This is a genomic window from Paracoccus saliphilus, assembly GCF_028553805.1.
Taxonomy (GTDB): domain Bacteria; phylum Pseudomonadota; class Alphaproteobacteria; order Rhodobacterales; family Rhodobacteraceae; genus Paracoccus; species Paracoccus saliphilus.
Map to the genome: position 1 here is coordinate 4,351,557 of NZ_CP067140.1, position 26,892 is coordinate 4,378,448.

Genomic DNA, 26,892 nt, shown 5'->3' on the forward strand with positions numbered 1-26,892 from the left:
GGATGTTTCACGTGAAACATTTCGATGTAGTTGTTATCGGAGGCGGACACGCTGGGGTAGAGGCTGCTGCGGTCGCCGCTAGAATGGGTGTGCGGACGGCATTGGTGACAATGCGCAAGGAGGATATTGGTACGCTTTCTTGCAACCCCGCAATCGGCGGTCTTGGAAAAGGGCATCTCGTGCGAGAAATCGACGCACTGGATGGGCTGATGGGACGGCTAGCCGATAGGGCTGGGATTCAGTTTCGTCTCTTGAATCGCCGTAAAGGGCCAGCGGTACAAGGTCCCCGGGCTCAGATGGACCGACGGGTTTATCGCGAAACCGCCTATCGCGAAGTCTCAGAAACTGACGGCCTAGAATTGATCTTCGGTGAAGTCATGGCTCTTTCAGGAGATTCACGACAGGCTAACGGCGTGCAGTTAGCCGACGGAACTGAGATCAGTGCATCTGCTGTGATCTTGACCACGGGTACGTTTTTGAATGGGAAGATCCATATTGGTGATGAGACACGTGTCGCCGGCCGTTGGGGTGATGATGCTTCAACGGATCTTGCGAAGTCACTTCAACGATTCGAACTTCCGCTTGGACGTCTCAAAACCGGAACACCACCGCGAATTGACGGTCGAACCATAGACTGGAGGCTATTGGAGCAGCAGCCTGGTGACGACAATCCTGTTATGTTCTCATATCTTAGCAAGGCGCCTTCGCTACACCAAGTATGCTGCGCCATTACACATACTAATCAAAAAACGCATGATATCATTCGCGCAAATCTGAACCGATCCGCCATGTATGGAGGAAGTATATCTGGCAAAGGGCCGCGCTACTGCCCTTCGATAGAAGACAAGGTGGTACGGTTCTCGGACAAGGACTCCCATCAGATATTTCTTGAGCCAGAAGGCCTGGACGATTACACAGTCTATCCCAATGGTATTTCAACGTCTTTACCGACTGAAATTCAGCTGGAATATGTGCGGTCCATTCGCGGTTTGGAACGCGCTGATATTATTCAGCCAGGCTACGCGGTGGAGTATGACTACGTAGATCCACGAGCGCTTGATGCAACATTACGTCTGAAAACCGTTGAAGGCCTCTATCTGGCGGGGCAGATCAACGGCACCACGGGCTATGAAGAAGCCGGTGCTCAAGGCTTGGTGGCGGGCGTCAATGCAGCGCTGGCCGCAAGAAAAGAAGCTCCGATCACATTTAGCCGAACCAATAGCTATATCGGTGTAATGATTGACGATTTGGTCACGCGTGGTGTCAGCGAGCCCTATCGGATGTTTACATCACGGGCGGAGTTCCGGCTTACACTTAGGGCTGATAATGCAGATCAACGGCTTACTCCACTTGGCATAGCAATTGGATGCGTCGGAGATACTCGTAGAGCGTCATTTACAGTTCGGCAGCAATGTTATGACAACGCCAGAAAGCGCGCTGAAGAAGAGCGCTATTCACCAACGGAACTGAAGCGCAAAGATATCCAGGTTCGGCTTGACGGCCAGTCACGGTCTGTATTTGCAATGCTAGGTATGGGAGATGTTCCGAAGCGGAAAATACTCGATATTGCTCCTTGGCTTGATGATATAGCGCCAGAAACAATACAACAGCTTATGAATGATTCCTTGTATCATCAGTACATTGATAGGCAGAGTAGGGATGCAGAGGCGCTGAGGGCGGACGAAGCGATAACGTTACCTCCTGATATCGATTACACGATGATCGCAGGCCTATCATCTGAGTTGCGCAGCAAGCTTTCACAGCTACGTCCGACCACTTTGGCAGCAGCGGCAAAAATCGAGGGTATAACACCTGCCGCGTTAACATTACTGATGGCGATCGCAAGGCAAGCGGAGCGAAAGCACGCATGATCGGCGATGTTTCACGTGAAACACAGGGCCTGTTGGATGCGTATCAGGAGATCCTGATACGCTGGAACACCAAGATAAATCTCGTTTCACCTTCAAGTATTCCACAACTGAAATCTCGCCACATAGATGATTGTTTGCAGATTTCCGCATATGCGAAGCCGGATAAGGGAATATGGGCTGATCTGGGGAGTGGGGGCGGTTTGCCCGGGATAGTGCTTTCTATAATCTTCGCCTCCCGCCCGATACGTTTTATCCTTCTGGAAAGCGATCAACGAAAAGCAACCTTTCTTCGTTCCGCAATTCGCGATCTTGGCTTGAGTAATGCTGAGGTTAGGAATAGCCGTATCGAGGCTGTCGAACCGCTAAATGCCGCCTATCTGAGTGCCCGCGCGCTTGCTCCACTGCCGCGCCTTATGCCATATCTTGATCGGCATTTGGCAAGGAACGGGCAGGCATGGCTGATGAAAGGCGAAAAATGGCAGGCCGAAGTGGATGAAGCGCGACAGCATTGGAAATTCCGGATAGAACCGATAGCAAGCAGAACTCAAACGGGGGCTGCTATTCTCAAGATAAGCGAGGTTTCGGATGCCTGATCACTATATCGTGGCGATTGCAAACCAAAAAGGAGGGGTCGGCAAAACCACTACGGCAATTAACCTTGGTGCGGCGCTGGCCCAGGCAGGGCATCAAACAATTCTCATAGATCTGGATCCCCAAGGAAATGCATCAACCGGTCTCGGTATAGATTCGGATAGGCGCCGTCATACCGTCTATGATTTGCTGGTCGGAGAAGAACCCCTTGAGACTGTAATCCAAGACACGGATATTGAGAATTTGCAGATTGTCCCAGCCACATCTGATCTCGCTTCCGCCGATGTCGAGTTGTCCAGTTCTGCGGACCGAACCCGTCTTTTACGTAGCAAGCTCCAGAACGCGGCCCCGGGCAAGATCATTCTCATAGATTGCCCGCCCGCGCTCGGTCTGCTTACCGTCAATGCGATGGTTGCAGCTAATGGTGTGCTGGTTCCGCTTCAGGCAGAGTTCTATGCGCTCGAGGGTCTCTCTCAATTGTTGACTTCTGTCCGTCAGGTTCGTCAAACTGCTAATCCGGGACTTCGCGTCAACGGCGTCTTGCTGACAATGTCCGATTACCGGAACAACCTATCCCAACAGGTCGAAGCTGATGCGCGCGCCACTCTTGGCGAATTGATCTATCCGACGGTCATCCCGCGCAATGTTCGCGTCTCCGAAGCTCCATCACATGCAAAGCCCGTTCTGATGTATGATCCAAACTCGAAGGGCAGTGCCGCCTATCGCCAATTTGCGGCTGAATTCGCCGCTCGTCTCAACCTCACTCCGGAGGCCGCCTGATGTCCGACAGTAAAACCGCCAAACGGGGTCTCGGCCGCGGTCTTTCAGCCTTGATGGCCGATGTGGATCTTTCTGCGCCGGAAACTCATGATCGCTCTATGATCCCGATCGAGCAGATCACCGCGAACCCCGATCAGCCACGGCGCCAGTTCAAACCCGAGGCACTGAGCGAACTTGCCGACTCTCTCAAGAGTCGTGGGGTCCTGCAGCCATTGATCGTGCGCCCGCACCCCAAGGACCAGGGCCTGTATCAGATCGTTGCCGGCGAGCGTCGCTGGCGAGCGGCGCAAATGGCGCAACTTCACGAACTGCCGGTCATCATACGCGAGCTATCGGATGCTGAAGTGCTCGAAGTTGCGATCATCGAAAATATCCAGCGTGCGGATCTGAACGCGATTGAAGAGGCGACATCGTTCCGCCAGTTGATGGATCGTTTCGGACATACCCAGGAAAAGCTTGCCGAAGCACTAAACAAAAGCCGCAGTCATATTGCCAACTTGCTGCGCTTGCTGAACCTCCCGGATCCGGTGCAAGAACTGGTCAAAGGCGGGCAGTTAAGTGCCGGTCACGCACGCGCGCTGATAACCGCACCAAATGCGGCACAGCTTGCACGCAAAGTTGTTGAAAAGGGCCTGTCTGTACGCGAAACCGAGGAATTGGTGCGCAAACAATCAGAGCCCGCGACCAAGGAAAGCAAGACTGCGGCGCAGAAACAGGAGAAAGACGCCGATACACGCGCGTTGGAATCCGACTTGTCTGCGCATCTGCGGATGAAAGTGGCGATCAAACACGCTGGTACGGATGGCGGACAGCTCTCCGTCACATACCGGGATCTGGACCAGCTCGACCAGCTATGCCAGCTTTTGGGCGGAAACAGATAACGCAGCTTCGTACGGCATTTCGCATGCGGGGTGCCGGACGACATCGGCAGATTAGCTAGGTCTCGGGACGTGTTACCACATAGGTACCAACCGCCGCACAAATCGTAATTTGCATCGCAATCAGCCAAAGCGGTAGACCGATCCATATTGCAATTGCGATTCCGGCGCTCATTGCCCCAACAGCCCATAGCTTGGCAATTCGGCCTATGGCGCCACGCTCCTGCCATGCCCGGACATGAGGGCCATAGGTCGCGTGATCCAGTATCTTCTGCCGCAATCTAGGAGAGGATTTGGCGAATGCCCATGCAGCGATCAAAAGAAATGGCACAGTCGGCAACACGGGTAGAACAACACCCACGCCCCCTAAACCTAGGGCTACTAGACCAATAAAATACCAGATAATGTTCATTTAACCGGCCAACTCGCGCAGAATTGCATTTAGTACGGGGCGTCCGGCAGAACTGGCACGAAGTCGGCCATCCGACCGTTCAACCATACCCCAATCCTCCAACCGGATCAGCGCCCCGGCATCCAGAGGCTTCCCGGAAAGCCGCGCATATCGCGCTTCATCCAAGCCCTCAGCTAGTCGCATTGCCATCAACAGATACTCCACCGCTCGATCCTCGGAAGAAAGCAACGCCCTTGGCAGTTCCCCTGTTCCATTCCGTTCAACGGCATCCAGCCACGCGCCGGGCGCGCGATGTGCCTCGGTTGCCATTCGGCCATGGGGCAGGGTGATCCGGCCATGCGCGCCGGGACCGACCGCGGCCCAATCTCCCTGCCGCCAGTAAACCAGGTTGTGGCGGCTTTCCGATCCTGTAGCTGCATGATTGGAGATCTCGTAGCCAGCCATTCCGGCGGTGGCACAGACTTCCTGCGTTTCCAGATACATGTCGGCGGCCAGATCGTCATCGGGCAGGTTCCGCAGCTTGCCCGCCTCGGCCCGCGCCCCGAAAGCCGTGCCGGGCTCTATCGTCAATTGGTAAAGCGACAGATGATCGACAGCCATGCCCAGTGCTTCGCGCAGCTCGGTTCGCCATGCCTTGATGCTTTGACCCTGCCGCGCATAAATCAGATCGAAACTGACCCGGCCAAAGCAATCCCGGGCCACGTCAAAGGCCGCTCGGGCTTCGGCAACGGAATGCAGCCGTCCCAAGCGCTGCAGATCTTCGTCATTCAGTGCCTGTATGCCCATCGAGAGACGGTTGACCCCCGCTTGGGCATAACCCCGAAATCGCTCCTTCTCGACGCTGGTCGGGTTGGCCTCAAGGCTGATCTCGATATCGTTTGCAAAGCTCCAGCCCGTCCGTGCGGCACGGATCACCGCATCCACGGTTTCGGGCTGCATCAATGAAGGCGTGCCACCACCGAAAAAGATGCTGCCCAGATGCCGGTTTGGTAACTCCTCGGCCAAACGGGCGATTTCAGCGCAGAGTGCCTTGGCCCAACGCGCCTGATCGACCCGCTCGACAACATGGCTGTTGAAATCACAATAGGGGCACTTGGCGGCGCAGAACGGCCAATGGACATACAGGCCGAAACCTCCGGCCCGCCAGTCTTCTTCCTCCGGGGCCAAATATGACCGTGTCAGCGCCACATCGCTCATTCGCGCATTGCGGTAACTTCGATCTCGACCTTCATTTCCGGTCGGATCAAACCGCAAACCACCATGGTTGCTGCCGGGCGAACCTCGTCCAAGGCTTTTCCCAGAACCGGTGCAATTTGCTCGACCAGTGCCGCGTCGGTGACCGTGTACTGCACCCGAACGATGTCGTCGGCGGAAAAGCCGGCTTCATCCAGAACCCCGAAGATCGTGTCAAAGCAGTTCTGCGCCTGCTCGGCCGCATCCTCCGGAATGGTCATCGTGGTATAGTCGTATCCGGTGACGCCCGACACGAAGCACCAGTTTCCCTTCACCACGGCACGGCTGTAACCCATCGAGGCCTCAAAGGGTGACCCGGTAGAAATTCTATTCAAAACAATCTCCTATCATGTTCTCGACCGCCAGGGCCCGATGGCTGAGGCGATTCTTCATCTCCGGAGCCATTTCCCCCAACGTGATCTCATGCCCATCCGGCATGAAGATCGGGTCATAGCCATGCCCCTCAGCCCCGCGAGGAGGCCAGACGACACGTCCCGGCAACACCCCCTCGAAAACCTCCTCATGCCCGTCAGGCCACATCAGGACGAGCGTGCAGCGAAACTGTGCGCTGCGTGGCTCGGGCGCCTGCCGTTCTTCCAATGCCTGCCAGGTCTTCGCCATGGCCATTCCGAAATCCCGGCCATTGTCGGTCTCGGCCCAGTCTGCCGTATAAACCCCCGGTGCACCGTCCAGTGCATCGACACTGATGCCGCTGTCATCCGCCAGCACCGGCAAGCCGGTCGCCTCGACCGCAGCCCGCGCTTTGATCCGCGCATTGCCCAGGAAATTATCCTCGGTCTCGACCGGCTCGCCCAAGCCCTGCTCGGCAGCGCCCACGACCTCGACGCCATAAGGGGCCAGTAGCGCCCGCATCTCGGCCAATTTTCCGGCGTTATGCGTCGCCACCAGCAGGCGCTTTTCAGCGAACTTCCTCATTCCAATGCAGCCTTCTGCGCCGCCACCAACTCGGCTACGCCTGCCTCGGCAAGATCGACAAGCTGCCCCATCTCATCGCGTGAAAATGTGGCGCCCTCCGCCGACATCTGCACCTCGATCATGTGGCCTGCACCGGTCATGACGAAATTGCCATCCGTTCCCGCCTCGCTATCCTCGGCATAATCCAGATCGACCACGGGCTGGCCCGCATAGATGCCGCAACTCACTGCCGCCACGTGATCCACGATTGGGTCGCTGGTCAGTGCCCCGGCTTCCAGCAACTTGTTCACCGCGAGCCGCAGAGCCACCCAGCCCCCGGTGATCGAGGCGCAGCGCGTGCCGCCATCCGCCTGGATCACATCGCAATCCACGGTGATCTGCCGCTCGCCCAGTGCGACCCGGTCGACACCGGCACGAAGGCTGCGCCCGATCAGCCGCTGGATCTCTTGCGTCCGCCCCGATTGCTTGCCCTGCGCCGCTTCGCGCCGGTTGCGGGTATTGGTCGCGCGCGGCAACATCCCGTATTCCGCCGTCACCCATCCAAGGCCCGAGCCCTTCAGGAATCGCGGCGGATTATCCTCGATCGAGGCGCTGCACAGCACGTGGGTGTTGCCGCAACGGATCAGGCACGACCCCTCGGCGTGCCGCATTACTCCGGTTTCGATTGAAATCGGGCGCATTTGGCTTAAGTTTCGGCCAGAAGGGCGCATGGGCTATCCTTTCAATGATGATTGGCTGCCCAATACCGCCCCGCGCCCCGGTCACGCAAGCCCGTGAAGGTCATGAGTCAGGAAACGCTGCTGTCAGAACTGAACGACCGCTCCCGCGAAATCTTTCGCCGGGTGGTCGAGACCTATCTTGAAACCGGCGAACCGGTGGGCTCGCGTACCCTAACGCGGGCATTGTCCGAAAGGGTAAGCGCCGCCACTGTCCGCAATGTCATGCAGGACCTCGAATTCATGGGCCTGCTGGATAGTCCACATATCTCGGCGGGGCGCCTGCCGTCGCATATGGGCTTGCGGCTTTTCGTGGACGGGATGATGGAGGTAGATACTGTCAATCCCAACGATCAGGCGATGATGGACCGCACGCTTGGCAATGACGATTCGGATACCGGCGCGTTGCTTGGCCGGGTCAGTACGGCGCTAAGTTCGATTACACATGGGGCATCCCTTGTCCTGATGCCCAAACACGAGGCCCCGATCCGCCATATCGAATTTGTCAGCCTTGCTCCGGACCGTGCCCTTGTCGTGCTGGTCTTCGCCGATGGCCATGTCGAGAATCGCATCTTCATCCCGCCAGAAGGGCAGACCCCGTCCTCGATGCGCGAGGCGGGGAATTTCCTGAACGCCATGGCCGAAGGCAAGACATTAGCCGAGTTGCGCGGCCACATGACCCGGCAACTCGCGGAAAGGCGGCGCGAACTGGATATCCTGGCCGCCGAGCTGGTCCAGTCCGGTCTCGCCCTATGGGACAGCGAGGAAACCGATCCACGCCTGATCGTGCGGGGCAGGGCGAATCTGCTGGACAGCGAGGCCGCCGATCTCGACCGCATCCGCGTGCTGTTCGACGACCTCGAACGCAAACGTGATATCGTCGAATTTCTCGAACTGGCCGAACATGGTGACGGTGTGCGCATTTTTATTGGCGCCGAAAACAAGCTTTTTTCACTTTCGGGTTCCGCTCTGGTGGTTTCACCCTATATGAATGCCGACCGAAAGATTGTAGGCGCGGTTGGCGTCATCGGACCGACTCGGCTGAATTATGGCCGCATCGTGCCGATTGTCGATTATACCGCGCAGCTGGTCGGGCGGGCGCTGTCCGGCCGGAAAGGATGAGATTTGGAATGAACGAGCAGAACGAACAGCCGACCGAAGACATCACCGAAGAGGATCAGCTGGCCGAAATCGAGGAACTGGCCGACGAGATAGCGCGGCTTACCGCCGAACGGGATGAATTCCGCGACAAGTTCATGCGTGCGCTGGCCGACGCGGAAAATTCGCGCAAGCGTGCCGACAAGGACCGCCGCGACGCCGAACAATATGGCGGCTCGCGCCTGGCCCGCGATCTGCTGCCCGTCCATGACGCGTTGACCCGTGCCCTCGACGCTGTCGGGGATGAACAGCAAGAGGCCGCCAAGGCGCTGATCGAAGGGGTGGATCTGACCCTGCGCGAATTGTCGAATGTCTTCAGCAAGCATGGAATCACCGTGATCCGGCCGGAACCCGGCGAGAAATTCGACCCGACCTACCACGAGGCGATGTTCGAGGCCGCCGTCCCCGGCACCAAGGCCGGAGAGATCATCCAGGTCATGGATAACGGTTTCCGCCTGCATGACCGCCTGCTGCGCCCGGCCAAGGTCGGCGTTTCCTCGACACAGGAAAGCTGAGGCGTTCTCAGCCACACCACGCACTTGCCCGGAACCGGGGGCCGCAGGCTCACCGGGCGAGTGTTGACTGCGCCTATCTCAGAGGCAATGTCATATCCCAGCGATCCAGCCCCGGACCGAACCCGTCAGGTATGATCTTCGAGACGGTGAAGCCAAGTCGCTCATAGAAACCACGGGAATGTTGGCTCGTTTCTATCGTTAACTCGACGATAGTTGGAATGGCGCGCGCCAATGTCAGTCTGGCCTCTGTCAGCTTGGCACCAAACCCCTGCCCATGCAGAGCATGTTCGACCATTCCCCATTCGAGCGATGCTTTCCCCGTCACTTCGTCGGCAAGCAGCCCTCCGCAAGCGATCACAGAATCCTCGCGCGTGAGAACCAGGTAGGTGCTGCCCCTGGCGTTCAGATTTTCCAGGAACTCGGAAAACTGCGCGCGCTCTTCCGGTGCAAAGAGGGTCGGCAGGTTGCTATCGAATATGGCCAAACAGGCAGAAAAATCGCCGGGCAGGTAGGGCCGGGATATGATGTCGCTCATGCCGCTAGATTAGCGGTGACTGTTCTCGATTGTCTAGCACATGTCTGTGAGGCCTCTAAGCCCGATTCTTTCTCATCCCGGCGCCGCTTCAACCTCTCCGATATCCTCCCGCGTTAACCTTAATGAAACGAAGGCTTAAGCATGGATTCATGCATGACGTTAGGTCACCTTGGCGGCGTGCGTTGCCTGTGTACGCCCTGTGTACGGGTTGTGCACGTTCGGTGTACGCCTTGTGCATCCGAAAACCCAGCATCCGCTGTGTCAAGGCGCCTTTCTGTTGCGCACTGTCACCGATGCAACGCGCGCAGCCGTTGCCGCTCCGTTCTGCGCCCCCCAACTCCGCGACGCTACAACCTTCCGCTGACTTGCCGATTCTTCCCGTCCGCGCGACGCTTGGTAAGAGACTCGGTCATCGGAGGAGGGGACCATGACAAATACAGCAGGGGTGAAAATTCATCCCGCCGTCGATAGCGGCGTCAAATCAGGAAACCCGAATTTTTCCGGTGGTACGCTCAGTTGTCGCTGCGCTAGCAATCCGGTCAAGGTGCGGGTTGGTGCGCAGACCGCGCATAACCATGTCTGCGGCTGCACCAAATGTTGGAAACCTGACGGCGCGACCTTCAGCCAGATCGCTGTCGTGTCGCGCGATGCGGTCGAAGTTCTTGAAAACGCCGATAAACTGGAAGTCGTCAATGCCGAGGCGCCGATCCAGCGCTATCGTTGCCGCGATTGCGGCGTGCATATGTATGGCCGCATCGAGAACAAGGACCATCCGTTCTACGGCCTCGATTTCGTGCATACCGAGCTTTCGTCGGAAGACGGCTGGTCCGCGCCGGAATTCGCGGCCTTCGTCAGTTCGATCATCGAATCGGGCGTCGATCCGTCGGAGATGGACGCCATCCGGTCGCGCCTGCGCGAGCTGGGACTAGAACCTTATGACGCATTGTCTCCACCCCTGATGGATGCGATTGCGACTCATGTGGCGAAACGATCCGGTGCGCTTCCCGCTTGACGGAATCCGTGCCGGTTGAACCCGAAATTCGGAGGGGCTGCGAAAAGGCGGCCCTTTCGAACATGATATGAACCTGTTGAGATTGATAGGAGAATTGCGATGAAAACCCGTGCCGCCGTAGCCATGGAGGCTGGCAAACCGCTGGAAGTGATGGAGGTCAATCTCGAAGGGCCGAAAGAAGGCGAGGTCATGGTCGAGATTAAGGCGACCGGCATCTGCCATACTGACGAATTCACCCGCTCGGGCGCCGATCCGGAAGGCATCTTCCCGGCGATCCTGGGCCATGAGGGCGCAGGCGTGGTGGTCGAGGTCGGACCCGGCGTGACATCCGTGAAACCCGGCGATCACGTCATCCCGCTTTACACGCCGGAATGCCGCGAATGCGCGTCCTGCCTGTCGGGCAAGACCAATCTTTGCACCCGGATTCGCGCCACTCAGGGGCAGGGGCTGATGCCTGATGGAACGTCTCGCTTCAGTCTCGATGACGGGACGAAGATCCACCACTACATGGGCTGCTCGACCTTCGCGAACCATACTGTGCTGCCCGAAATCGCTGTCGCCAAGGTCCGCGACGACGCACCTTTCGACAAGATTTGCTATATCGGCTGCGGCGTGACTACCGGCATCGGTGCGGTGATCAACACCGCCAAGGTCGAGATCGGCGCGAAAGCCGTGGTCTTCGGCCTGGGCGGCATTGGCCTGAACGTCATCCAGGGCCTGCGTCTGGCGGGTGCCGACATGATCATCGGCGTCGATCTCAATGACGACAAGAAGGAAATGGCCGAGCGTTTCGGCATGACTCACTTCGTCAACCCGAAGAATGTCGAGAATACTGTACAGGAAATCGTCGAGCTGACGAAAACTCCCTTCGACCAGATCGGCGGCGCGGATTACAGCTTCGACGCCACCGGAAATGTACAGGTCATGCGCGATGCGCTGGAATGCACCCATCGTGGCTGGGGCCAGTCGGTCATCATCGGTGTCGCCCCCGCAGGGGCCGAGATCAGCACACGTCCGTTCCAGCTGGTCACCGGCCGGGTCTGGAAAGGCACCGCATTTGGTGGCGCGCGGGGCCGTACCGATGTGCCGAAAATCGTTGACTGGTACATGGACGGCAAGATCGAGATCGACCCGATGATCACTCACACCATGCCGCTGGATGACATCAACAAGGGCTTCGACCTGATGCATCACGGCGAGTCGATTCGTTCGGTCGTGCTTTACTGATCCGTCACGGCTGCTTAGGTAATGAAACGGCGGGGCCATCGGTCCCGCCGTTGCCATGCGAATGAAGGAGAGCAGTCCCATGCGGCACCAGTGGCTGGACGATGACGACGATCAGGAAGAGGACGAACCGCAAAAGGGTGACAAGGAGGGACTTGGCCTTCCCGAAGGCGACAATATCGGCAAGCTGTATTTCAAGTCGCGCACCGTGATTGTCGCGGGCACGATCACCGACAAGCTGGCGCAGCGCACCGTCGCGCACCTGCTCGCGCTGGCCGAGGACGGCGACGATCCGATCAACATGCTGATCAGCTCTCCCGGCGGGCATGTCGAATCTGGCGACATGATCCACGATGTTATCAAGTTCATCCGCCCCACCGTGCGCACCATCGGCTCGGGTTGGGTGGCAAGTGCCGGGGCGCTGATCTTCGTTGGTGCGCAGAAGAAAAATCGTTTCTGCCTGCCCAACACCCGCTTTCTGCTGCATCAGCCTTCGGGCGGGATCGGTGGAACCTCCTCGGACATGATGATCCAGGCAGAGCAGATCCGCCAGATGCGCCAGCGCCTGAACGAGATTTTTGCCGATGCCACCGGCCAGACGGCCGAGCGGATCGAGCAGGACACCAAGCGCGATTTCTGGCTGAACACGCAAGAAGCGCTGGAATACGGATTGCTGGGCAAGATCATCCGCAGCGTGGATGAGCTGAAATGAATCTGTGCGGGGAGGTCAGGATCCGCCCCGCCCATGATGCCGATCGCGACGCCATCTGGGCGATCCTCGAACCGGTCTATCGCGCGGGAGAGACTTATTGCATCCCGCGCGATATCGGCCGCGAGGATGCCTTGGCGGATTGGTTCGCTTCTCCATTTTCCGTTTTCGTGGCGGAAATCGACGGCAATATCCTCGGCACCAGTCATATCGGCGCGAATCGACCCGGAGGCGGGGCGCATGTCGCCAACGCCTCCTTTGCCACGCATCAACGGGCACGGGGCAGGGGCGTTGCCCGCGCATTGGGCGAACATTCCAAGAGATGGGCGAAGGAACAGGGTTTCCGGGCGATACAGTTCAACTTTGTCGTTTCGACCAATGCCGATGCCGTCCATTTGTGGCAGAAAGTCGGATTCGAGATTGTCGGCCGCCTGCCGGGCGCGTTTCTTCACCCGCAGCAGGGGCCGGTCGATGCGCTGGTTATGTTTCACGAATTGAAGGGAGGGCCAGATGAGCCTTGAGACCATATCTGAGAACCGCAGCTTTGGCGGCACGCAGGGCGTATATCGCCACAAATCGCAGGCCACCGGGACCGAGATGACCTTCGGTCTGTTCCTGCCGGAAGAGGCTCAGCATGGCCGGGTGCCGGTGCTGTGGTATCTCTCGGGCCTGACTTGCACCCATGAAAATGCCATGAGCAAGGCCGCCGCGCAGGAATGGTGCGCCGAGGCGGGCATCGCCATCGTCTTTCCCGACACCTCGCCCCGTGGCTATGACGTGGCCGATGACGAGGCTTTCGATCTGGGCAAGGGCGCGGGCTTTTACGTGAATGCCACGCAGGATCCATGGAAGCCGCATTTCCAGATGTGGCATTATGTCGTGCATGAACTTCCCGAACTGCTCAGCGATAATTTTGCCATCGACCGCGATGCGATGGGCATCACCGGCCATTCGATGGGTGGTCACGGCGCCTTGACCATCGCAATGACCCATCCCGAGCGCTACAAATCCGTATCGGCCTTTGCGCCGATCGCGAACCCGACCGAGTCGGATTGGGGCAAGAAACAACTGACCGCCTATCTGGGGGATGATCGCGACGCGTGGCGCGCGCATGATTCGACCATCCTGATGACGGAAAGGGGGTTCCCCGGCGAGATCCTGATCGACCAGGGCAGCAGCGACCAGTTCCTCGACCTGCTCAAGCCGGAATCACTGGCCCATGCGATGATGGCCCGCCGACAGCCAGGGCAGTTTCGAATGCAGCCGGGCTACGACCATAGCTATTTCTTCGTTCAAAGCTTCATGGCCGATCATGTCATGTGGCATGCGGAACGGTTGATCTGAAGGCTTGGTTTCTCAGGATTCGTCCTGATTTGTTCCGATCCGGATGGAAACCGTTGATGATTGCGTCCCGCGATGGCCGGGGGGTTTCACACCCCCCGGGCCCCCGTGGGATATTTCCATGAAGAAGAAGCTGTGCCGGTTGGGGACGGGCGATTCTGGCAGAAACCGGAGTGATTTACGCGATTGCCGATCGTTCCCGATCATCCTGCCGAATAACCATCAGACTTTAGGGGCAAGTGGCAGGGCGGCAGATTGACGCAGGCGGGTGCGCGTCCAAAACTGGCTTCATGGACGAGCTGCGGGGGAGGACTTGACCGTAGCGGATGATCCAGAAGCGGAGGAACACATCCATGAAACAACTGTTGAACAGCGCTGCGGTCGCGCTGCTGCTTTCGGGCGCAGCGGCCTATGCGAATGAAAGCGTCACGACCGAGGCCGGCGATACCGGTCAATGGGCAATCCAGACCGGTGACTATGCCAATACCCGTTATTCGGAGCTGGATCAGATCAACAAGGACAATGTCGGCGATATGCGAGTCGCCTGGACCTTCTCGACCGGCGTGCTGCGCGGCCATGAAGGCGGTCCGCTGATCATCGACGACATCATGTATATCCATACGCCCTTCCCGAACAATGTCTATGCCCTGGATCTGAATGACGAGGGCAAGATCCTGTGGAAATACCAGCCGGAGCAAGACCCCGAGGTCATCGCGGTGATGTGTTGCGATACCGTCAGCCGTGGCGTGGCCTATGCCGATGGCATGATCCTGCATCATCAGGCCGATACCACGCTGGTCGCGCTGGATGCCAAGACCGGCGAGGAAAAGTGGAAGGTCAAGACCGGCGACCCGTCGGTCGGCGAAACCAATACCGCCACCGTGATGCCGGTTGGCGACAAGGTCATTGTCGGCGTGTCCGGCGGTGAATACGGCGTACGTGGCCGTGTGACGGCCTATAATATTGCTGACGGTTCCGAAGTCTGGAAAGCCTATTCGACCGGTCCGGACGAGGAAATGCTGGTCGATCCCGAAGCTACAACGCATCTGGGAGAACCCATCGGCGCTGACAGCTCGCTCAATAGCTGGGAAGGCGATCAGTGGAAGATCGGCGGCGGCACAACCTGGGGCTGGTATTCCTATGATCCCGAGCTAAACCTGATCTATTACGGCACGGGTAACCCCTCGACCTGGAACCCGTCTCAGCGTCCGGGCGACAACAAGTGGTCGATGACCATCATGGCCCGCGATGCCGATACCGGTATGGCCAAGTGGTTCTACCAGATGACGCCACATGACGAATGGGATTTCGACGGCGTCAACGAGATGATCCTGACCGACCAGGAAGTCGATGGCGAGATGCGCAAGCTTCTGACCCATTTCGACCGGAACGGCCTTGCCTATACGCTTGACCGCGAATCCGGCGAGCTGCTGGTGGCCGAGAAATACGATCCGGCGGTGAACTGGACGACCGGCGTCGACATGGATCCGGAATCCGAGAACTACGGGCGTCCGGAAGTGGTTGCCGAATACTCGACCGAACAGAACGGCGAGGACACCAACACCACCGGCGTCTGCCCGGCGGCGCTTGGGACCAAGGACCAGCAACCGGCGGCCTATTCGCCCGATACCGGCCTGTTCTACGTGCCGACCAACCACGTCTGCATGGATTATGAGCCGTTCCGCGTGGCCTACACCGCCGGACAGCCCTATGTCGGCGCCACCCTGGCGATGTATCCCGCACCTGAAAGCCATGGCGGCATGGGCAACTTCATTGCCTGGGACAACATCAATGGCGAGATCAAGTGGTCGCTGCCCGAGCAATTCTCGGTGTGGTCGGGTGCTTTGGCAACTGCTGGCGGCGTGGTCTTCTATGGCACGCTGGAAGGCTACCTGAAGGCAATCGATGCTGAGACGGGCGACGAGCTTTACAAGTTCAAGACCCCTTCGGGCATCATCGGCAACGTCACCCCCTACATGCATGACGGCAAGCAGTATATCGCGATCCTGTCGGGCGTTGGTGGCTGGGCCGGTATCGGTCTTGCGGCTGGTCTGACCAACCCGAATGACGGTCTGGGTGCCGTGGGTGGCTATGCCTCGCTCAGCGACTACACCGAGCTCGGTGGCCAGCTGACCGTGTTCGAAGTGCCGGGATCTGCCCCGGCTGACGCGGGAACCGAAGAGGCATCTGCCGAAGAAGCTCCTGCTGAAGAAGCATCGGCAGAAGAAGAGGCTCCTGCCGAGGAAGCAGCCACTGAATAATCGGACAAAGGCTCATACTTTCGTTCCGATTGAGCAAAAGTGATCTGTGAAAGGACCGCCCCAGCGATAGACTGGGGCGGTTCTGTCTGAGGAGAGCAGACATTGTTATTTGGAGGAAGTCCGACAATGAGAACCATTACCAGCCTTGCGGCGCTGGTCCTTGGCGCAACCGTGGCCGGCATGGCCTTTGCGCAAGAGGATACCGGCGAAAACGCTGCGCCAGCCGATGAGGAAGTCGAAATCAAGGAAGACCAGACCGTCATGCCAAGCGGCCATGACATCACCCCGTCCGAGATGATGGACGGGCGCTGGTACAACGAGGAAGGCATCCCGACCTTCAAGGTCGAGGATGACGGTACTGTCGATTACGCCACCTTCTCGGGCTTCCGCCGCTATCATGCGGAATGCCATGTCTGCCACGGTCCGGATGGCGAGGGCTCGACCTATGCGCCGGCGCTGAAGAATTCGGTCCTGCGGATGGACTATTACGATTTCCAGCAAGTCGTTGCGTCCGGCAAGCAGGAGGTGAGCAATTCTGCAAACCAGGTGATGCCCGCCTTTGGCACCAACAAGAACGTGTGGTGCTATATCGACGATATCTATGTCTACCTGCTGGCGCGTGGCACCGATTCGATCCCGCGGGGGCGTCCGGCAGATAAGGCCGACAAGCCCGAGGAATTTGCCGCAGCCGAAGATTCCTGTATGTCGATGTAGAATGAGGACCTTTGTCTCATATGTTCTGATCGCCTGGCTCTGTTCTTCCGGGCTGGCAACCGCACAGGTGGCCGATCTGCGTTCGACGACGCAGTTCCGCGTCTGTGCGGATCCCGCGAATGCGCCGATGTCCGTCAAGGATGGCGACGGCTTCGAGAACGAGTTGGCCGATCTGTTCGGCCAGCTTCTGGACAGGCCAGTGACCTATAGCTGGTTTCCCTCGGGCATGGGCTTTATCACCAAGACCTTGCGGGCAGGCACTTGCGACGTGGTGATGGGCTATGCGCAGGGCGACGAGCTGGTGCAGAACACGAACCACTATTACACTTCGGTCTACGGGATCGTGACCCGCAAGGACAGCGATCTTGCCTCGGTCGATCACTTGACCGACCCGGCGCTGAAGGATCATCCCATCGGGGTGGTCGCGGGTACGCCTCCGGCCACGATCATGGCGCGGGCCGGATTGGCCAAGGATATGCGCGGCGCCGACCTGATGGTCGATCGCCGGGTTCAGGATCCGGTCGGAGATCTGCTTGACGGCGTCCGGGACGGAACACTGGATGCCGCCGTGTTGTGGGGACCCATGGCCGGACCAAGGATCAAGGACGATCCCGATTTGCAGTTCACGCCGCTTCTGAAAGAGACGTCGGGGCCCAAGATGTTCTACCGCATCACCATGGGCGTGAGGCCCGGCGAACAGGAATGGAAGCGGGAACTCAATAGCCTGATCCGCCGCCACCAGGACGAGATCAACGCCATCCTGAAAGGGGCGGGCGTGCCGTTGGTTGATGATTATGGCAAGGAGCTTCTGCAATGATCCGGTGGGTGGCTGCATTGATGCTTGCGGCCACCCCGGTTCTTGCCGAGGTGCCCGAACCGGTGGAGTACCGGGGCGAGCCTTACAGGGCCCCTGTTCCCGATACGCTTGCGGGGGCGGAGGTGATCGGCGCCGAGCGTGCCATCGAATTGCAGGCCGACGGGGTCGCCTTCATCGACGTTCTTCCCCGAACCCGCAAACCCGATAATCTGCCCGAGGATGTGGTCTGGCGCGAACCGCCTCACGACACCATCCCCGGAGCGATCTGGCTATGGGATACCGGCTACCAGGAATTATCGCAGGCCGAACAGGCGCGTTTGCGGAACGGTCTGGAACAGGCGACTGACGGTGACCAGGCCGCAGCGGTCGTCATCTTCTGCCGCGCCGATTGCTGGATGAGCTGGAACGCGGCGAAGCGGGCCGTCTCGATGGGATATAGCCGGGTCATCTGGTTTCCCGGCGGCACGGATGACTGGCAGGCGGCGATGATGGGCCCTGAACTGGTCAGGGCTCGACCTGTCGCCCCGTGAACTGGCCGAAGGCGCGGGGCCCTGCTGGCATCTCGATCTCGGCTGTCGCCTCCAGCTTTTTTGCATCCACCACCGTGACCGTATCGGAATCCCAGTTGGCGACCACGATACCGCTGCCATCGGGCAGGGGGGCGATCCCCTCGGGATAGTCCCCGGTTTCGACCTCGCCCAGGACCTCCAGGCTTTCCGGGTCGAATACCGTAAGGGTGCTGTCATATTGATTGGTGACGAAACCGCGCCCCTCTGCGAAGGCGATGCCATATGGATGACTGCCGGTTTCGATCTGCCCGACAAGCTTTCCCCCGATCGGATCTATGACGGACATGGCATCGCCCATCACATCCGCTGTCCAAAGCCGTCCGCCATGAAAGGTTACGGCAAAGGGATGCTCACCTGCGGTCTTGATCCGCCGGATAAGCCGTCCCGTCCCGCTGTCGAAGATGCTGACCTGATTGTCGTCGCGATCTGCGGTGGCGACCAGCAGGCCATCATGGCTGACAGCGACACCCGCCGGCGCGGTCCCCGTTTCGGCGATCCAGACCTGTTTCAGCTCGCCATCCAGCCGCATCAGCTTTCCGTTGAACCAGTCGGTGACGAAAACCCCGCCATTCGGTGCGACGGCGACACCGAAAGCTCCTTCGCCCAGTTCCCTGCGATCGATGATGCGGGCTTTCTCGTCCAACACGCTCAATCGCCCGGTATCGGCGGAAATAACATAGGCGCGCCCGGTTTTCGGATCATAGGCGACCGGGGCGGGAGCACCGTCCACGGGGGTCTGTGCGACGATCTCGTGGCTTTTAAGATCGAGAATCGAGACGGCATTGCCGTTCTGCGAGGTGATGAAGGCGAGATCCGCCGCCAGCGCGGAGGAGATCGGCAAAAGTGATGCCAAAAGGAAAATGGCGGCACCGTGCATCGCCAAGGCCAGTGGATTGCGCCCCGCGATGGCTGGGGGCCAGTTTGCGGCGATCTGCCGCAAATCGCGGTGCAACGCGCGTTGCCTGTGTACGCGCTGTGTACGCGTTGTGCACGTGCGGTGTACGGATGTCACGGCCGGATTTCCCAGTAATTGCTTGTCAGGAACGACCAGCTATTGCATCCGGCGCAACGGTGCAACGCACGATGGCGTTGCACCGCCTATCCGGGGCTATTCGACTTTGCCGAACCTTTCGGTGAGCGCGTCCATCCCGGCCTGATAGATCTCCTCTACCGCTGCGACCGCGGCTTCGTCATTCAGCTCCGCAGGGGGATCGTTGTTCGGAAAACCGCGGTAAAAGCCCGCTTTCCAGATCACCTCGGCCTTGCCGTCCTTGTCCTTGACCTGCAGCGTCGAAGAGTAATTCGTCACCGGCAGAACCTCGACCGCGACATCGGTGATCATGTATTTGTACGTGCGTTTTTCCGGGTCCCACCCGATCAGTTGCTCGGTGATCGTCGGGTCGCCTTCGTCGGCCTTCAGATGCAGCACGCGCGTGGATTCGTCAGGAATATCAACGGGTGCGCCCTCGGGTGTCATCTCGGTCGAGGCAACTGCGGGGTGCCAGCCCATATCGTCGAAATGCCCGATCGCCTCCCAGACCTCGTCGGGGCTGGCATCCAGTGTAACGCTCATCTGCGCTTTCTGCCGTGACGGACCATGCGCGTTTGCCATCCCCGTCAAGGCCAGGGCCGCGCCAAGGGTGACAGCAAGCAGGTTCAACTTCATATTCCCAATTCCTCCCACGAAAGCCCGCACCATGGGCGGGTGTCTTGACGGAGCAACCATGCCCCGCGCCGCTTCGCCGCGTCTATCAGACGAAAGCTGTAGACAAATCTTCCCGGTCGGGCCGGGAAGATAAAACGGGTTGCCGAAGGGCGTCGTGACACTCAACATGCTGGCGGGGAGAGGAAAGAAATGTTCAAGGGAATCATAGGACTTTTGGCTGGTGTCTGGCTGATCGCCACCCCGGCCCCGGCGCAGGAACAGCCAGAGCCGACAGTGATCGGCGCTGCGGTTCTTCGTGTGGACGATCCCGGCCTGCCGCCGATATCCCGACTGGAACTGCCGGTGGAGGATCTGGGCTTCGCCGGCGCACGGCTTGCGATCGAGGACAACGATACGACCGGGCAGTTCATGGGACAGGATTTCGAGGCCGAAGAGGTTGCCGCGACGCCCGAGACCGCGTCGGATGAACTGGAACGCCTGATAGGCGAGGGCGTCGTTTTCATCGTGATCCTGGCCGATGACCCGATCATGCTGGCGCTTGCCGATCAGGCGGGTGACCGGGCGATGCTGTTCAATGCTGCTGCTCGCGGTGACAATTTGCGGGGCGAGGATTGCAGGGCGAACACCATTCATGTCGCGCCCAGCTATGCGATGCTGGCGGATGGTTTGGCCCAATTCCTGATGTGGAAAGACTGGTCTCGCTGGTTCCTGATCGAAGGCAGTCACCCCGAGGACACGGCCTTCGCCGCTGCCCTCAAGCGATCCGCCGTGAAATTCGGAGCCCGGATTGTCGAAGAACGCGTTTATGAGGATACCGGCGGTGCCCGTCGCACCGATTCCGGCCATGTGCAGGTACAAAAGCAGATGCCGGTCTTTACCCAACGCGCCTCTGATCATGACGTGGTCGTGGCCGCCGACGAGACGGATGTCTTTGCCGCCTATTTGCCGTATCAGACATGGGAGCCGCGCCCCATAACAGGTTCGGCCGGGTTGGTGCCACGCACATGGCATCCGGCGATGGAGGCTTGGGGTGCCAGTCAATTCCAGAACCGATTTGAAGAGTTGGCGAACCGTCCGATGCGGGAAGAGGATTACCAGACATGGCTGGCACTGCGCATGATTGGCGAAGCTGCGACGCGCAGCCAGTCCGCCGATCCAGAGGAACTGAAGGAGTTCATGCTGTCCGAGAATTTCGAGGTGGCAGGCTTCAAGGGTCAAAAGCTGACCATGCGTGACTGGGACCATCAACTTCGTCAGCCGATCTTGCTGACCACGGGACTTCTGATGGCGTCTGTCAGCCCGCAGGAGCAATATCTGCATCGGGTCAGCCAGCTTGACACCCTGGGAATCGATCGCCCCGAAACCGAATGCGAATTCTGAGAGGCAACATGAAACATATCCTGACCCTTGTCCTGTGCCTTGCCGCCACGCCCGTGCTGGCCAATCGTGTCTTTGTGACCAACGAGAAAGGCAATGACGTCACCGTTCTGGACAGCAAAACGCTGGAAGTGATTGGTGCCTATCCAGTTGGCAACCGTCCGCGCGGCATCACTATCAGCCCCGATGGCAAGGAGCTTTATGTCTGCGCATCGGATGATGACCTGGTGCGGGTATTTGATCCTGAAACAATGGAAGAGCTGCATACACTGCCATCCGGCCCCGACCCGGAGTTGTTCGTGCTGCATCCGTCGGGCAATCCGCTCTATATCGCCAATGAGGACGACAACCTGGTGACCGTGGTGGATACGGAAACCCACCAGGTTCTGGCCGAGATCCCCGTGGGGGTAGAGCCAGAGGGTATGGGGGTCAGCCCAGATGGCAAGGTGGTCATCAACACTTCGGAAACCACCAATATGGCACATTTCATCGACAGTGAAACCTTCGAGATCTTTGCCAATGTGCTGGTCGATTCCCGTCCGCGCTTTGCCGAATACAACCACGATGGCAGCAAGCTTTACGTCAGTTCCGAGATTGGCGGAACGGTCAGTGTGATCGATCCGGCGACGCAAGAAATCGTCCACAAGATCAACTTCGAGATTGCCGGTGTCCTGCCCGAGGCCATCCAACCCGTGGGGGTTCGTGTGACTTCGGACGGCAAGAAGGTGTTCGTGGCCCTCGGCCCCTCGAACCGCGTCGCCGTTATCGATGGAGAAACGGACGAGGTGCTTGATTATCTTCTGGTCGGACAGCGTGTCTGGCAGATGGCCTTCACTCCGGACGAGAAATATCTATTCACCACGAATGGTAATTCGAACGACGTCTCGGTGATCGATGTCGAGGGCAACGAAGTGGTGAAATCCGTACCCGTGGGCCAACAGCCATGGGGTGTTGTCGTCGCACCGGAGTGATCGACGGCCTGCAAGAAATCGAGGAGGAAAAAACATGACCCGTTTGTTGACGATCCTGATGATCATGGCTGGTCTGACTGTGCCGGCCGCCGCGCAAGACACGGCTACCGACGATTCGGTGGCATCCGAGACCGCGGAAACCGAGGCCATCGCAGCCGAAGAGGGTGACGACGACGACGACGAGGAGGAAGAATCCGGCGGCGGAGAAGGTGTTTACGAAGCCACGGGAAAATATGACTTTGGTTTTGCGGGCGTGCTCGCGCATGATAACCGGAGCGATCTGGCACCACTGACTCTGGCCTCTGGACAGCCGGTCGCGGGCGGTGAATACACGCTGAAATCGGGCGGTTATTATCGCATCGATATCAATGCGGATGGCAGCCAGGAGCTGGCGCTTTCGGGGGGCGATTTCTTCCGCGCGGTTTGGGTCAACGAGATCGTCATCAACGATATCGAAGTGCGGCCCGTGGGTGTGCACAGCCTTGAATTCGACGATGCCGGCACCGCCAGCATGAGCTTTATCGCCATCGTTCCGGGCCGCTACATCTTGTCGATCCCAGGATCCTCTGGCGAAACACAGCAAGCCGTGTTCAACATTCAATAGGTGAAGCAGGTATTTGGACAAAGAAGAAGTCGTGACAACCGCACTGGAAATAGATCAGGTCAGCCACAGTTTCGGACGCATCGAGGCGCTGAAGGATGTAACGCTGACCGTGCCACGCGGCGGGTTCACGGCGCTTCTGGGGGTGAACGGGGCGGGCAAGACAACGCTATTTTCGTTGATTACCCGGCTTTACAACAACAGTTCGGGCAGTATCCGGGTCGCGGGCTATGATCTGCGTCGTCAGCCTGCGCAGGCACTGGCCCGCTTAGGCGTAGTTTTTCAAAGCCGCGCCCTGGATGCCGATCTGACTGTGCGCCAGAATCTTGCCTATCACGCCAGTCTGCACGGCATCTCTCGCCGGGATTCAGCTGCGCGGATCGAAGATGTGTTGGCGCAGGTCGGGCTAAGCGAGAAATCGGGTGATCGCGTCTCGGCTCTTTCGGGTGGGCAACAGCGCCGGGCCGAGATCGCCCGTGCCCTGATCCACAGCCCCGACATCCTGCTTCTAGACGAGGCGACCGTGGGGCTGGATGTGAAATCACGCGCCGAGGTATTGGACCTGACCCGACGGCTGATCGCTGAAAATGGGGTTTCGGCTCTTTGGGCCACCCACATCATGGACGAGATCCAGCCCGCCGACGACCTCGTGATTCTGCATCAGGGGCAGGTGTTGCGGCAGGGGCGGGCGTCGGAGATCGCTTCAGGGCAGGGGCTGACCCAGGCATTTCTGGACCTGACGGGGGTTGCGGTATGAGCGATATCGCCTTCCCCTCGCGCGCCTGGATAACGGCGTTTCTCGGGATCGCTCACCGTGAGACTTTGCGCTTCGTCAATCAGCGCGGCCGGTTTCTTGCCGCGCTGGTCCGCCCGCTGGTCTGGTTGTTCATCTTCGCTGCTGGTTTCCGTGCGGTCCTAGGGCTGTCGATTACCGAACCCTACCAGACCTATGTCTTGTACGAAGTCTATGTGACGCCCGGCCTTTGCGCGATGATCCAGCTTTTTAACGGCATGCAGTCCTCGCTCTCGATGGTTTACGACCGTGAAACAGGGGCCATGAGAACGCTTCTGGTAAGTCCCTTCCCACGCTGGTTCCTGTTGGGGTCCAAGCTTGTGGCCGGGGTCGTCGTGTCGATCATTCAGGTCTATACCTTTCTTGCAATCGCTTGGTTCTGGGGTGTGCGTCCGCCTGCCCTGGGCTACCTGGCCGTCCTGCCCGCGATGATCCTGTCAGGACTCATGCTTGGCGCGATGGGACTGTTCCTGTCCTCGGCCATCAGGCAACTGGAAAACTTTGCGGGAGTTATGAATTTCGTCATCTTCCCGATGTTTTTCGCCTCTTCCGCGCTCTATCCGCTCTGGCGGATGCAGGAAAGTTCGACGCTTTTGCATGATATCTGCGCCGCGAATCCGTTCACCCATGCCGTCGAACTGATCCGTTTCGGACTCTACATGCAGGTGAATTGGCTATCCCTGGCAGTGGTCCTAGGCTGTTTGGCGGGGTTCTTCGGGGCAGCCGTGTTCATGTATGATCCGGCCAAGGGTCTATGGGCCCGAAGAAAGGGAGTGGCATGAAACATATTCTGACACTGATTGTCCTTCTGGCAGCGGGACCGGCGCTGGCCGCAAGCGGGACCGATCCGACCTGGCCTTGCATCCAGCGCAAGCAGCCTCACCTGTCCCTGGGTCAGGTCTGGTCTGGCCCGGTTCCAGATGAGACGACCGAGAAACTGGCCAGCGATCCGGAAATCGCCACCCTGGCAGATCGGCTGGAACAGCGACGACTTCCGCTGGAAGAGGCCGAGGCTGAAATTGCCGAATTCGCCGAGGAGGCCGATTCCGCGCAGCTGACAGCGCTGATGCTGGCGATCTTCAACCGGATTGAACCGGATCGGAGTGCGCTCATCGCGGGTATCGCGCGCTATGGACAGAAACAAGTCGAACTGTCCGACAGGATCGAGAACCACCGCGCGAAGATGGCTGAATTGGAAGCTGCCGACAATCCGGATTTCGATGCAATCGATGCCGAGGAGGAGGCCCTCGATTGGGATCAGCGCATCTTTACCGAGCGTCAGCAATCGCTGACCTATGTTTGTGAAACGCCGGTGATTCTCGAACAACGAGCCTTCGCTATCGCACGCGCAATCGCCAGCCATCTCGACTGACAAGATCATTCCAGCGTGGCGAAAGGAATTCAAATACTGGCCTCGTGGTTAACCTCCTGCTAGGACTCGCAGCAATGCTCATCAGCAACGAGGGCCACTCAAATGGCTTACGAAACGATTATCGTGGAAATCGAGGACGAGATTGCCCTGATTCGGCTCAATCGTCCCGAGGCTCGCAATGCGCTTAACAGTCAGCTGCTTGACGAGCTGTCCGAGGCGCTGACCAAGGCCGACCGAAACGACAAGGTGCGCTGCATCGTGCTGACCGGCAGTGAAAAGGCTTTCGCTGCCGGCGCCGATATCAAGGAAATGTCCGAGAAAACCTTTGTCGAAGCCTATGGCGAAGATCTCTTTGGCGAAAAGATCGATGCGATTCAGCGTGTGCGCAAACCGATCATCGCTGCAGTCAGTGGATACGCCTTGGGCGGTGGCTGCGAATTGGCCATGATCTGTGACTTCATCATCTGTGCCGAGAACGCCAAGTTCGGGCAGCCGGAGATCAATCTCGGTGTTGTCGCGGGAATCGGCGGCACTCAAAGGCTGACCCGATTCGTTGGCAAGGCCAAGGCGATGGATATGAACTTGACCGGGCGTTTCATGGATGCCGCCGAGGCCGAACGTTCCGGCCTTGTCAGCCGCGTCGTGCCGACGCCGAAACTGATTCCCGAGGCCATGGCGGCGGCGCATAAGATTGCCGAGAAATCTGCCGTCACGATCAAAGCCGTCAAGGAATCGGTCAATCGGTCTTATGAAACCACGTTGCGCGAAGGGCTCTTGTTCGAGCGCCGCACTTTCCATTCGATGTTCGCGACCGAAGATCAGAAAGAGGGCATGGCCGCCTTCATGGAAAAACGCGAAGCGCAATTCCGCGACAAATAAGTCGCATTTCACGAAGGGGTTGGCCAGGTAGTCGGGACAGGTAAAAGAATCAGCCAGCAACTGTTGACTTGAAACGGGGCCGGGCGTAGAAGCGCGGCTTCAAGAATTTACCCGAAAACAGTCGGAACCGCATACACATGGCCAATACGCCCCAATCCAAAAAGCGCGCACGCCAGACCCTGCGCAGCACCGAGGTCAACAAAGCCCGCCGGTCGCGCATTCGTACTTTTGTGCGCAAGGTCGAAGAGGCAATTGCCACTGGCAATGCCGAAGGCGCTCGCGAAGCCCTGAAAACCGCTCAGCCTGAACTGATGCGGGGTGTCACCAAGGGTGTCTACCACAAGAATACTGCATCGCGGAAAATGTCGCGCTTGTCAGCCCGTGTGAAGGCGCTTTCTGCTGCCTGAATCGTGCGTTGCACGATACGCAAAAAACGCTTTGATACGGCACAGTAAGACCCTGTTTCCAACAACGGGCGCGCAGTTCTCCTGCGCGCCCGTTGTTCGCTTGTGCACCTGCAGAAAATGACTAAATCGTTCATTTTGAACGGTTTTGAATTTTTCACTTATGAGTCAAAGGCCTTGCAGATTCGCTGACGAACAATGTCTGTCAAGCGCATAGTTCAGTTGCACGATCGGCTTCACTGATGCAAATTTTAGCCTGCGATTCACATCGCACTTTGGGGGACAGGTCGCACTGAAAGCCGGAAATTGATTCGGTGTTTCTTGTGTGATCGGGCGCTGAAAGAGACCACCTCTTCTGCCCTCGGACCTACGGCGGTCGGCTGCCACCGGCCTCTGTATGTCCTTGTCGTTTGATTGGTACGGGTCAGAACCCGGTGCAGCGACCGCAGCGCGGTCGCTCGGTGTTCTGTTGCCTGTCAAATCCCTCAAGGAAAAGCAGGGGGTTCTTGCCACTCGATGTGGTGGGGAACAAGACAGGATAAAGGCTGGGCGACGAG

Annotated in this window: 31 protein-coding genes; 23 read left to right on the forward strand and 8 right to left on the reverse strand. The window is 58.7% G+C overall.

Translation table 11 applies throughout. From position 1 onward, the window contains the following. Positions 1 to 2 precede the first annotated feature (2 nt). The 4 genes from mnmG to JHX88_RS20885 are packed head-to-tail and all read left to right on the forward strand — an operon-like array spanning position 3 to position 4,123. Positions 3 to 1,871 carry a tRNA uridine-5-carboxymethylaminomethyl(34) synthesis enzyme MnmG gene (gene mnmG, locus JHX88_RS20870; RefSeq protein ID WP_141225708.1) on the forward strand — a complete coding sequence of 623 codons (1,869 nt, stop codon included), beginning with the start codon at positions 3 to 5 and terminating at the stop codon, positions 1,869 to 1,871. Continuing rightward, a complete protein-coding gene (gene rsmG / locus JHX88_RS20875) occupies positions 1,868 to 2,464 on the forward strand; it encodes a 16S rRNA (guanine(527)-N(7))-methyltransferase RsmG (RefSeq protein WP_076522196.1) in 597 nt (198 codons plus the stop codon). Before mnmG ends, rsmG begins: the two co-directional genes overlap by 4 nt. Next, positions 2,457 to 3,242, forward strand: a complete 786-nt coding sequence (locus JHX88_RS20880) for a ParA family protein (RefSeq protein ID WP_076522197.1) — start codon at positions 2,457 to 2,459, stop codon at positions 3,240 to 3,242. Before rsmG ends, JHX88_RS20880 begins: the two co-directional genes overlap by 8 nt. Next, the gene (locus JHX88_RS20885) at positions 3,242 to 4,123 is read left to right on the forward strand and encodes a ParB/RepB/Spo0J family partition protein (protein WP_076522198.1); all 882 of its coding nucleotides are present in this window, start codon (positions 3,242 to 3,244) and stop codon (positions 4,121 to 4,123) included. Before JHX88_RS20880 ends, JHX88_RS20885 begins: the two co-directional genes overlap by 1 nt. A gap of 55 nt (positions 4,124 to 4,178) precedes the next feature. Here JHX88_RS20885 and JHX88_RS20890 read toward each other — a convergent pair whose 3' ends face one another. Genes JHX88_RS20890 through rph form a run of 5 tightly spaced genes read right to left on the reverse strand, consistent with a single transcriptional unit; the run spans position 4,179 to position 7,411 of the window. Next, positions 4,179 to 4,532 carry a YbaN family protein gene (locus JHX88_RS20890; protein WP_076522199.1) on the reverse strand — a complete coding sequence of 118 codons (354 nt, stop codon included), beginning with the start codon at positions 4,530 to 4,532 and terminating at the stop codon, positions 4,179 to 4,181. Further along, a complete protein-coding gene (hemW, locus tag JHX88_RS20895) occupies positions 4,533 to 5,729 on the reverse strand; it encodes a radical SAM family heme chaperone HemW (protein WP_076522200.1) in 1,197 nt (398 codons plus the stop codon). Beyond that, positions 5,726 to 6,100, reverse strand: coding sequence for a RidA family protein (locus JHX88_RS20900; RefSeq protein WP_076522201.1), 375 nt, complete (start codon positions 6,098 to 6,100; stop codon positions 5,726 to 5,728). The genes hemW and JHX88_RS20900 overlap by 4 nt, the downstream gene beginning before the upstream one ends. Beyond that, the gene (gene rdgB, locus JHX88_RS20905; RefSeq protein ID WP_076522202.1) at positions 6,093 to 6,701 is read right to left on the reverse strand and encodes an RdgB/HAM1 family non-canonical purine NTP pyrophosphatase; all 609 of its coding nucleotides are present in this window, start codon (positions 6,699 to 6,701) and stop codon (positions 6,093 to 6,095) included. The genes JHX88_RS20900 and rdgB overlap by 8 nt, the downstream gene beginning before the upstream one ends. Continuing rightward, complete coding sequence (gene rph / locus JHX88_RS20910; protein ID WP_076522203.1) at positions 6,698 to 7,411, reverse strand: ribonuclease PH; 714 nt, start codon at positions 7,409 to 7,411, stop codon at positions 6,698 to 6,700. Before rph ends, rdgB begins: the two co-directional genes overlap by 4 nt. 72 nt (positions 7,412 to 7,483) lie before the next feature. On the opposite strand from rph, the gene hrcA reads away from it, so the two are divergent. Continuing rightward, positions 7,484 to 8,539 (forward strand): heat-inducible transcriptional repressor HrcA, encoded by a 1,056-nt coding sequence (gene hrcA, locus JHX88_RS20915; RefSeq protein WP_076522204.1) that lies wholly within the window; start codon positions 7,484 to 7,486, stop codon positions 8,537 to 8,539. Positions 8,540 to 8,547: 8 nt separating this feature from the next. Further along, entirely contained in the window at positions 8,548 to 9,090 is a 543-nt protein-coding gene (locus tag JHX88_RS20920; protein WP_076522205.1) for a nucleotide exchange factor GrpE, read from the forward strand. Between the two features lie 73 nt (positions 9,091 to 9,163). Here JHX88_RS20920 and JHX88_RS20925 read toward each other — a convergent pair whose 3' ends face one another. After that, positions 9,164 to 9,625 (reverse strand): GNAT family N-acetyltransferase, encoded by a 462-nt coding sequence (locus tag JHX88_RS20925; protein ID WP_076522206.1) that lies wholly within the window; start codon positions 9,623 to 9,625, stop codon positions 9,164 to 9,166. Between the two features lie 427 nt (positions 9,626 to 10,052). Between JHX88_RS20925 and gfa the strand changes: the two genes are divergently transcribed. The 9 genes from gfa (at position 10,053) to JHX88_RS20970 (ending at position 18,233) form a co-directional block, all read left to right on the forward strand. After that, positions 10,053 to 10,637, forward strand: coding sequence for an S-(hydroxymethyl)glutathione synthase (gene gfa / locus JHX88_RS20930; RefSeq protein WP_076522207.1), 585 nt, complete (start codon positions 10,053 to 10,055; stop codon positions 10,635 to 10,637). A 99-nt stretch (positions 10,638 to 10,736) separates the two neighbouring features. After that, positions 10,737 to 11,864 (forward strand): S-(hydroxymethyl)glutathione dehydrogenase/class III alcohol dehydrogenase, encoded by a 1,128-nt coding sequence (locus JHX88_RS20935; protein ID WP_076522208.1) that lies wholly within the window; start codon positions 10,737 to 10,739, stop codon positions 11,862 to 11,864. A 79-nt stretch (positions 11,865 to 11,943) separates the two neighbouring features. After that, positions 11,944 to 12,573 (forward strand): ATP-dependent Clp protease proteolytic subunit, encoded by a 630-nt coding sequence (locus JHX88_RS20940; RefSeq protein WP_076522209.1) that lies wholly within the window; start codon positions 11,944 to 11,946, stop codon positions 12,571 to 12,573. Next, the gene (locus JHX88_RS20945) at positions 12,570 to 13,091 is read left to right on the forward strand and encodes a GNAT family N-acetyltransferase (protein WP_076522210.1); all 522 of its coding nucleotides are present in this window, start codon (positions 12,570 to 12,572) and stop codon (positions 13,089 to 13,091) included. The genes JHX88_RS20940 and JHX88_RS20945 overlap by 4 nt, the downstream gene beginning before the upstream one ends. After that, complete coding sequence (gene fghA, locus JHX88_RS20950) at positions 13,081 to 13,914, forward strand: S-formylglutathione hydrolase (protein ID WP_076522211.1); 834 nt, start codon at positions 13,081 to 13,083, stop codon at positions 13,912 to 13,914. The genes JHX88_RS20945 and fghA overlap by 11 nt, the downstream gene beginning before the upstream one ends. 350 nt (positions 13,915 to 14,264) lie before the next feature. Further along, complete coding sequence (locus JHX88_RS20955) at positions 14,265 to 16,172, forward strand: methanol/ethanol family PQQ-dependent dehydrogenase (RefSeq protein ID WP_084202684.1); 1,908 nt, start codon at positions 14,265 to 14,267, stop codon at positions 16,170 to 16,172. Positions 16,173 to 16,298: 126 nt separating this feature from the next. Next, the gene (locus JHX88_RS20960; protein ID WP_076522212.1) at positions 16,299 to 16,886 is read left to right on the forward strand and encodes a c-type cytochrome, methanol metabolism-related; all 588 of its coding nucleotides are present in this window, start codon (positions 16,299 to 16,301) and stop codon (positions 16,884 to 16,886) included. 1 nt (position 16,887) lies between these two features. Beyond that, positions 16,888 to 17,703, forward strand: coding sequence for a substrate-binding domain-containing protein (locus JHX88_RS20965; RefSeq protein ID WP_076522213.1), 816 nt, complete (start codon positions 16,888 to 16,890; stop codon positions 17,701 to 17,703). Further along, the gene (locus JHX88_RS20970; protein ID WP_076522214.1) at positions 17,700 to 18,233 is read left to right on the forward strand and encodes a PQQ-dependent catabolism-associated CXXCW motif protein; all 534 of its coding nucleotides are present in this window, start codon (positions 17,700 to 17,702) and stop codon (positions 18,231 to 18,233) included. The genes JHX88_RS20965 and JHX88_RS20970 overlap by 4 nt, the downstream gene beginning before the upstream one ends. Here JHX88_RS20970 and JHX88_RS20975 read toward each other — a convergent pair. Both JHX88_RS20975 and JHX88_RS20980 read right to left on the reverse strand, forming a co-directional pair. Next, a complete protein-coding gene (locus JHX88_RS20975; protein ID WP_084202686.1) occupies positions 18,208 to 19,224 on the reverse strand; it encodes a YncE family protein in 1,017 nt (338 codons plus the stop codon). The genes JHX88_RS20970 and JHX88_RS20975 overlap by 26 nt on opposite strands. A 156-nt stretch (positions 19,225 to 19,380) precedes the next feature. Then, positions 19,381 to 19,938 carry an SRPBCC family protein gene (locus tag JHX88_RS20980; RefSeq protein WP_076522215.1) on the reverse strand — a complete coding sequence of 186 codons (558 nt, stop codon included), beginning with the start codon at positions 19,936 to 19,938 and terminating at the stop codon, positions 19,381 to 19,383. 189 nt (positions 19,939 to 20,127) lie between these two features. Here JHX88_RS20980 and JHX88_RS20985 point away from each other — a divergent pair, with 189 nt between their 5' ends. The 8 genes from JHX88_RS20985 to rpsT all read left to right on the forward strand — a co-directional run bounded on the left by JHX88_RS20985 (position 20,128) and on the right by rpsT (position 26,338). After that, a complete protein-coding gene (locus JHX88_RS20985; RefSeq protein WP_084202688.1) occupies positions 20,128 to 21,318 on the forward strand; it encodes an ABC transporter substrate-binding protein in 1,191 nt (396 codons plus the stop codon). Positions 21,319 to 21,326: 8 nt separating this feature from the next. After that, positions 21,327 to 22,286, forward strand: coding sequence for a YVTN family beta-propeller repeat protein (locus JHX88_RS20990; protein ID WP_076522216.1), 960 nt, complete (start codon positions 21,327 to 21,329; stop codon positions 22,284 to 22,286). 118 nt (positions 22,287 to 22,404) lie between these two features. After that, positions 22,405 to 22,890: a cupredoxin domain-containing protein gene (locus JHX88_RS20995; protein WP_419182374.1), complete on the forward strand. Its 486-nt coding sequence runs from the start codon at positions 22,405 to 22,407 to the stop codon at positions 22,888 to 22,890. Positions 22,891 to 22,921: 31 nt separating this feature from the next. Beyond that, positions 22,922 to 23,644 (forward strand): ABC transporter ATP-binding protein, encoded by a 723-nt coding sequence (locus JHX88_RS21000; protein ID WP_076522812.1) that lies wholly within the window; start codon positions 22,922 to 22,924, stop codon positions 23,642 to 23,644. After that, a complete protein-coding gene (locus tag JHX88_RS21005) occupies positions 23,641 to 24,462 on the forward strand; it encodes an ABC transporter permease (protein ID WP_076522218.1) in 822 nt (273 codons plus the stop codon). Before JHX88_RS21000 ends, JHX88_RS21005 begins: the two co-directional genes overlap by 4 nt. Further along, on the forward strand, positions 24,459 to 25,052 hold the full coding sequence (locus tag JHX88_RS21010) for a hypothetical protein (RefSeq protein WP_076522219.1): 594 nt from the start codon (positions 24,459 to 24,461) through the stop codon (positions 25,050 to 25,052). Before JHX88_RS21005 ends, JHX88_RS21010 begins: the two co-directional genes overlap by 4 nt. Before the next feature lie 102 nt (positions 25,053 to 25,154). Beyond that, entirely contained in the window at positions 25,155 to 25,931 is a 777-nt protein-coding gene (locus JHX88_RS21015) for an enoyl-CoA hydratase (RefSeq protein ID WP_076522220.1), read from the forward strand. A gap of 137 nt (positions 25,932 to 26,068) precedes the next feature. Continuing rightward, the gene (gene rpsT / locus JHX88_RS21020) at positions 26,069 to 26,338 is read left to right on the forward strand and encodes a 30S ribosomal protein S20 (protein WP_076522221.1); all 270 of its coding nucleotides are present in this window, start codon (positions 26,069 to 26,071) and stop codon (positions 26,336 to 26,338) included. The last annotated feature ends 554 nt before the right edge of the window (positions 26,339 to 26,892 follow it).

What these genes read in the sequence shown, in the direction of transcription:
- mnmG (WP_141225708.1), top strand. Translation starts at nt 3, where the DNA reads ATGTTTCACGTGAAACATTTCGATGTAGTTGTTATCGGAGGCGGACAC.
- rsmG (WP_076522196.1), top strand. Translation starts at nt 1,868, where the DNA reads ATGATCGGCGATGTTTCACGTGAAACACAGGGCCTGTTGGATGCGTAT.
- JHX88_RS20880 (WP_076522197.1), top strand. Translation starts at nt 2,457, where the DNA reads ATGCCTGATCACTATATCGTGGCGATTGCAAACCAAAAAGGAGGGGTC.
- JHX88_RS20885 (WP_076522198.1), top strand. Translation starts at nt 3,242, where the DNA reads ATGTCCGACAGTAAAACCGCCAAACGGGGTCTCGGCCGCGGTCTTTCA.
- JHX88_RS20890 (WP_076522199.1), bottom strand. Translation starts at nt 4,532, where the DNA reads ATGAACATTATCTGGTATTTTATTGGTCTAGTAGCCCTAGGTTTAGGG.
- hemW (WP_076522200.1), bottom strand. Translation starts at nt 5,729, where the DNA reads ATGAGCGATGTGGCGCTGACACGGTCATATTTGGCCCCGGAGGAAGAA.
- rdgB (WP_076522202.1), bottom strand. Translation starts at nt 6,701, where the DNA reads ATGAGGAAGTTCGCTGAAAAGCGCCTGCTGGTGGCGACGCATAACGCC.
- rph (WP_076522203.1), bottom strand. Translation starts at nt 7,411, where the DNA reads ATGCGCCCTTCTGGCCGAAACTTAAGCCAAATGCGCCCGATTTCAATC.
- hrcA (WP_076522204.1), top strand. Translation starts at nt 7,484, where the DNA reads ATGAGTCAGGAAACGCTGCTGTCAGAACTGAACGACCGCTCCCGCGAA.
- JHX88_RS20920 (WP_076522205.1), top strand. Translation starts at nt 8,548, where the DNA reads ATGAACGAGCAGAACGAACAGCCGACCGAAGACATCACCGAAGAGGAT.
- JHX88_RS20925 (WP_076522206.1), bottom strand. Translation starts at nt 9,625, where the DNA reads ATGAGCGACATCATATCCCGGCCCTACCTGCCCGGCGATTTTTCTGCC.
- gfa (WP_076522207.1), top strand. Translation starts at nt 10,053, where the DNA reads ATGACAAATACAGCAGGGGTGAAAATTCATCCCGCCGTCGATAGCGGC.
- JHX88_RS20935 (WP_076522208.1), top strand. Translation starts at nt 10,737, where the DNA reads ATGAAAACCCGTGCCGCCGTAGCCATGGAGGCTGGCAAACCGCTGGAA.
- JHX88_RS20940 (WP_076522209.1), top strand. Translation starts at nt 11,944, where the DNA reads ATGCGGCACCAGTGGCTGGACGATGACGACGATCAGGAAGAGGACGAA.
- JHX88_RS20945 (WP_076522210.1), top strand. Translation starts at nt 12,570, where the DNA reads ATGAATCTGTGCGGGGAGGTCAGGATCCGCCCCGCCCATGATGCCGAT.
- fghA (WP_076522211.1), top strand. Translation starts at nt 13,081, where the DNA reads ATGAGCCTTGAGACCATATCTGAGAACCGCAGCTTTGGCGGCACGCAG.
- JHX88_RS20955 (WP_084202684.1), top strand. Translation starts at nt 14,265, where the DNA reads ATGAAACAACTGTTGAACAGCGCTGCGGTCGCGCTGCTGCTTTCGGGC.
- JHX88_RS20960 (WP_076522212.1), top strand. Translation starts at nt 16,299, where the DNA reads ATGAGAACCATTACCAGCCTTGCGGCGCTGGTCCTTGGCGCAACCGTG.
- JHX88_RS20965 (WP_076522213.1), top strand. Translation starts at nt 16,888, where the DNA reads ATGAGGACCTTTGTCTCATATGTTCTGATCGCCTGGCTCTGTTCTTCC.
- JHX88_RS20970 (WP_076522214.1), top strand. Translation starts at nt 17,700, where the DNA reads ATGATCCGGTGGGTGGCTGCATTGATGCTTGCGGCCACCCCGGTTCTT.
- JHX88_RS20980 (WP_076522215.1), bottom strand. Translation starts at nt 19,938, where the DNA reads ATGAAGTTGAACCTGCTTGCTGTCACCCTTGGCGCGGCCCTGGCCTTG.
- JHX88_RS20985 (WP_084202688.1), top strand. Translation starts at nt 20,128, where the DNA reads ATGTTCAAGGGAATCATAGGACTTTTGGCTGGTGTCTGGCTGATCGCC.
- JHX88_RS20990 (WP_076522216.1), top strand. Translation starts at nt 21,327, where the DNA reads ATGAAACATATCCTGACCCTTGTCCTGTGCCTTGCCGCCACGCCCGTG.
- JHX88_RS21005 (WP_076522218.1), top strand. Translation starts at nt 23,641, where the DNA reads ATGAGCGATATCGCCTTCCCCTCGCGCGCCTGGATAACGGCGTTTCTC.
- JHX88_RS21010 (WP_076522219.1), top strand. Translation starts at nt 24,459, where the DNA reads ATGAAACATATTCTGACACTGATTGTCCTTCTGGCAGCGGGACCGGCG.
- JHX88_RS21015 (WP_076522220.1), top strand. Translation starts at nt 25,155, where the DNA reads ATGGCTTACGAAACGATTATCGTGGAAATCGAGGACGAGATTGCCCTG.
- rpsT (WP_076522221.1), top strand. Translation starts at nt 26,069, where the DNA reads ATGGCCAATACGCCCCAATCCAAAAAGCGCGCACGCCAGACCCTGCGC.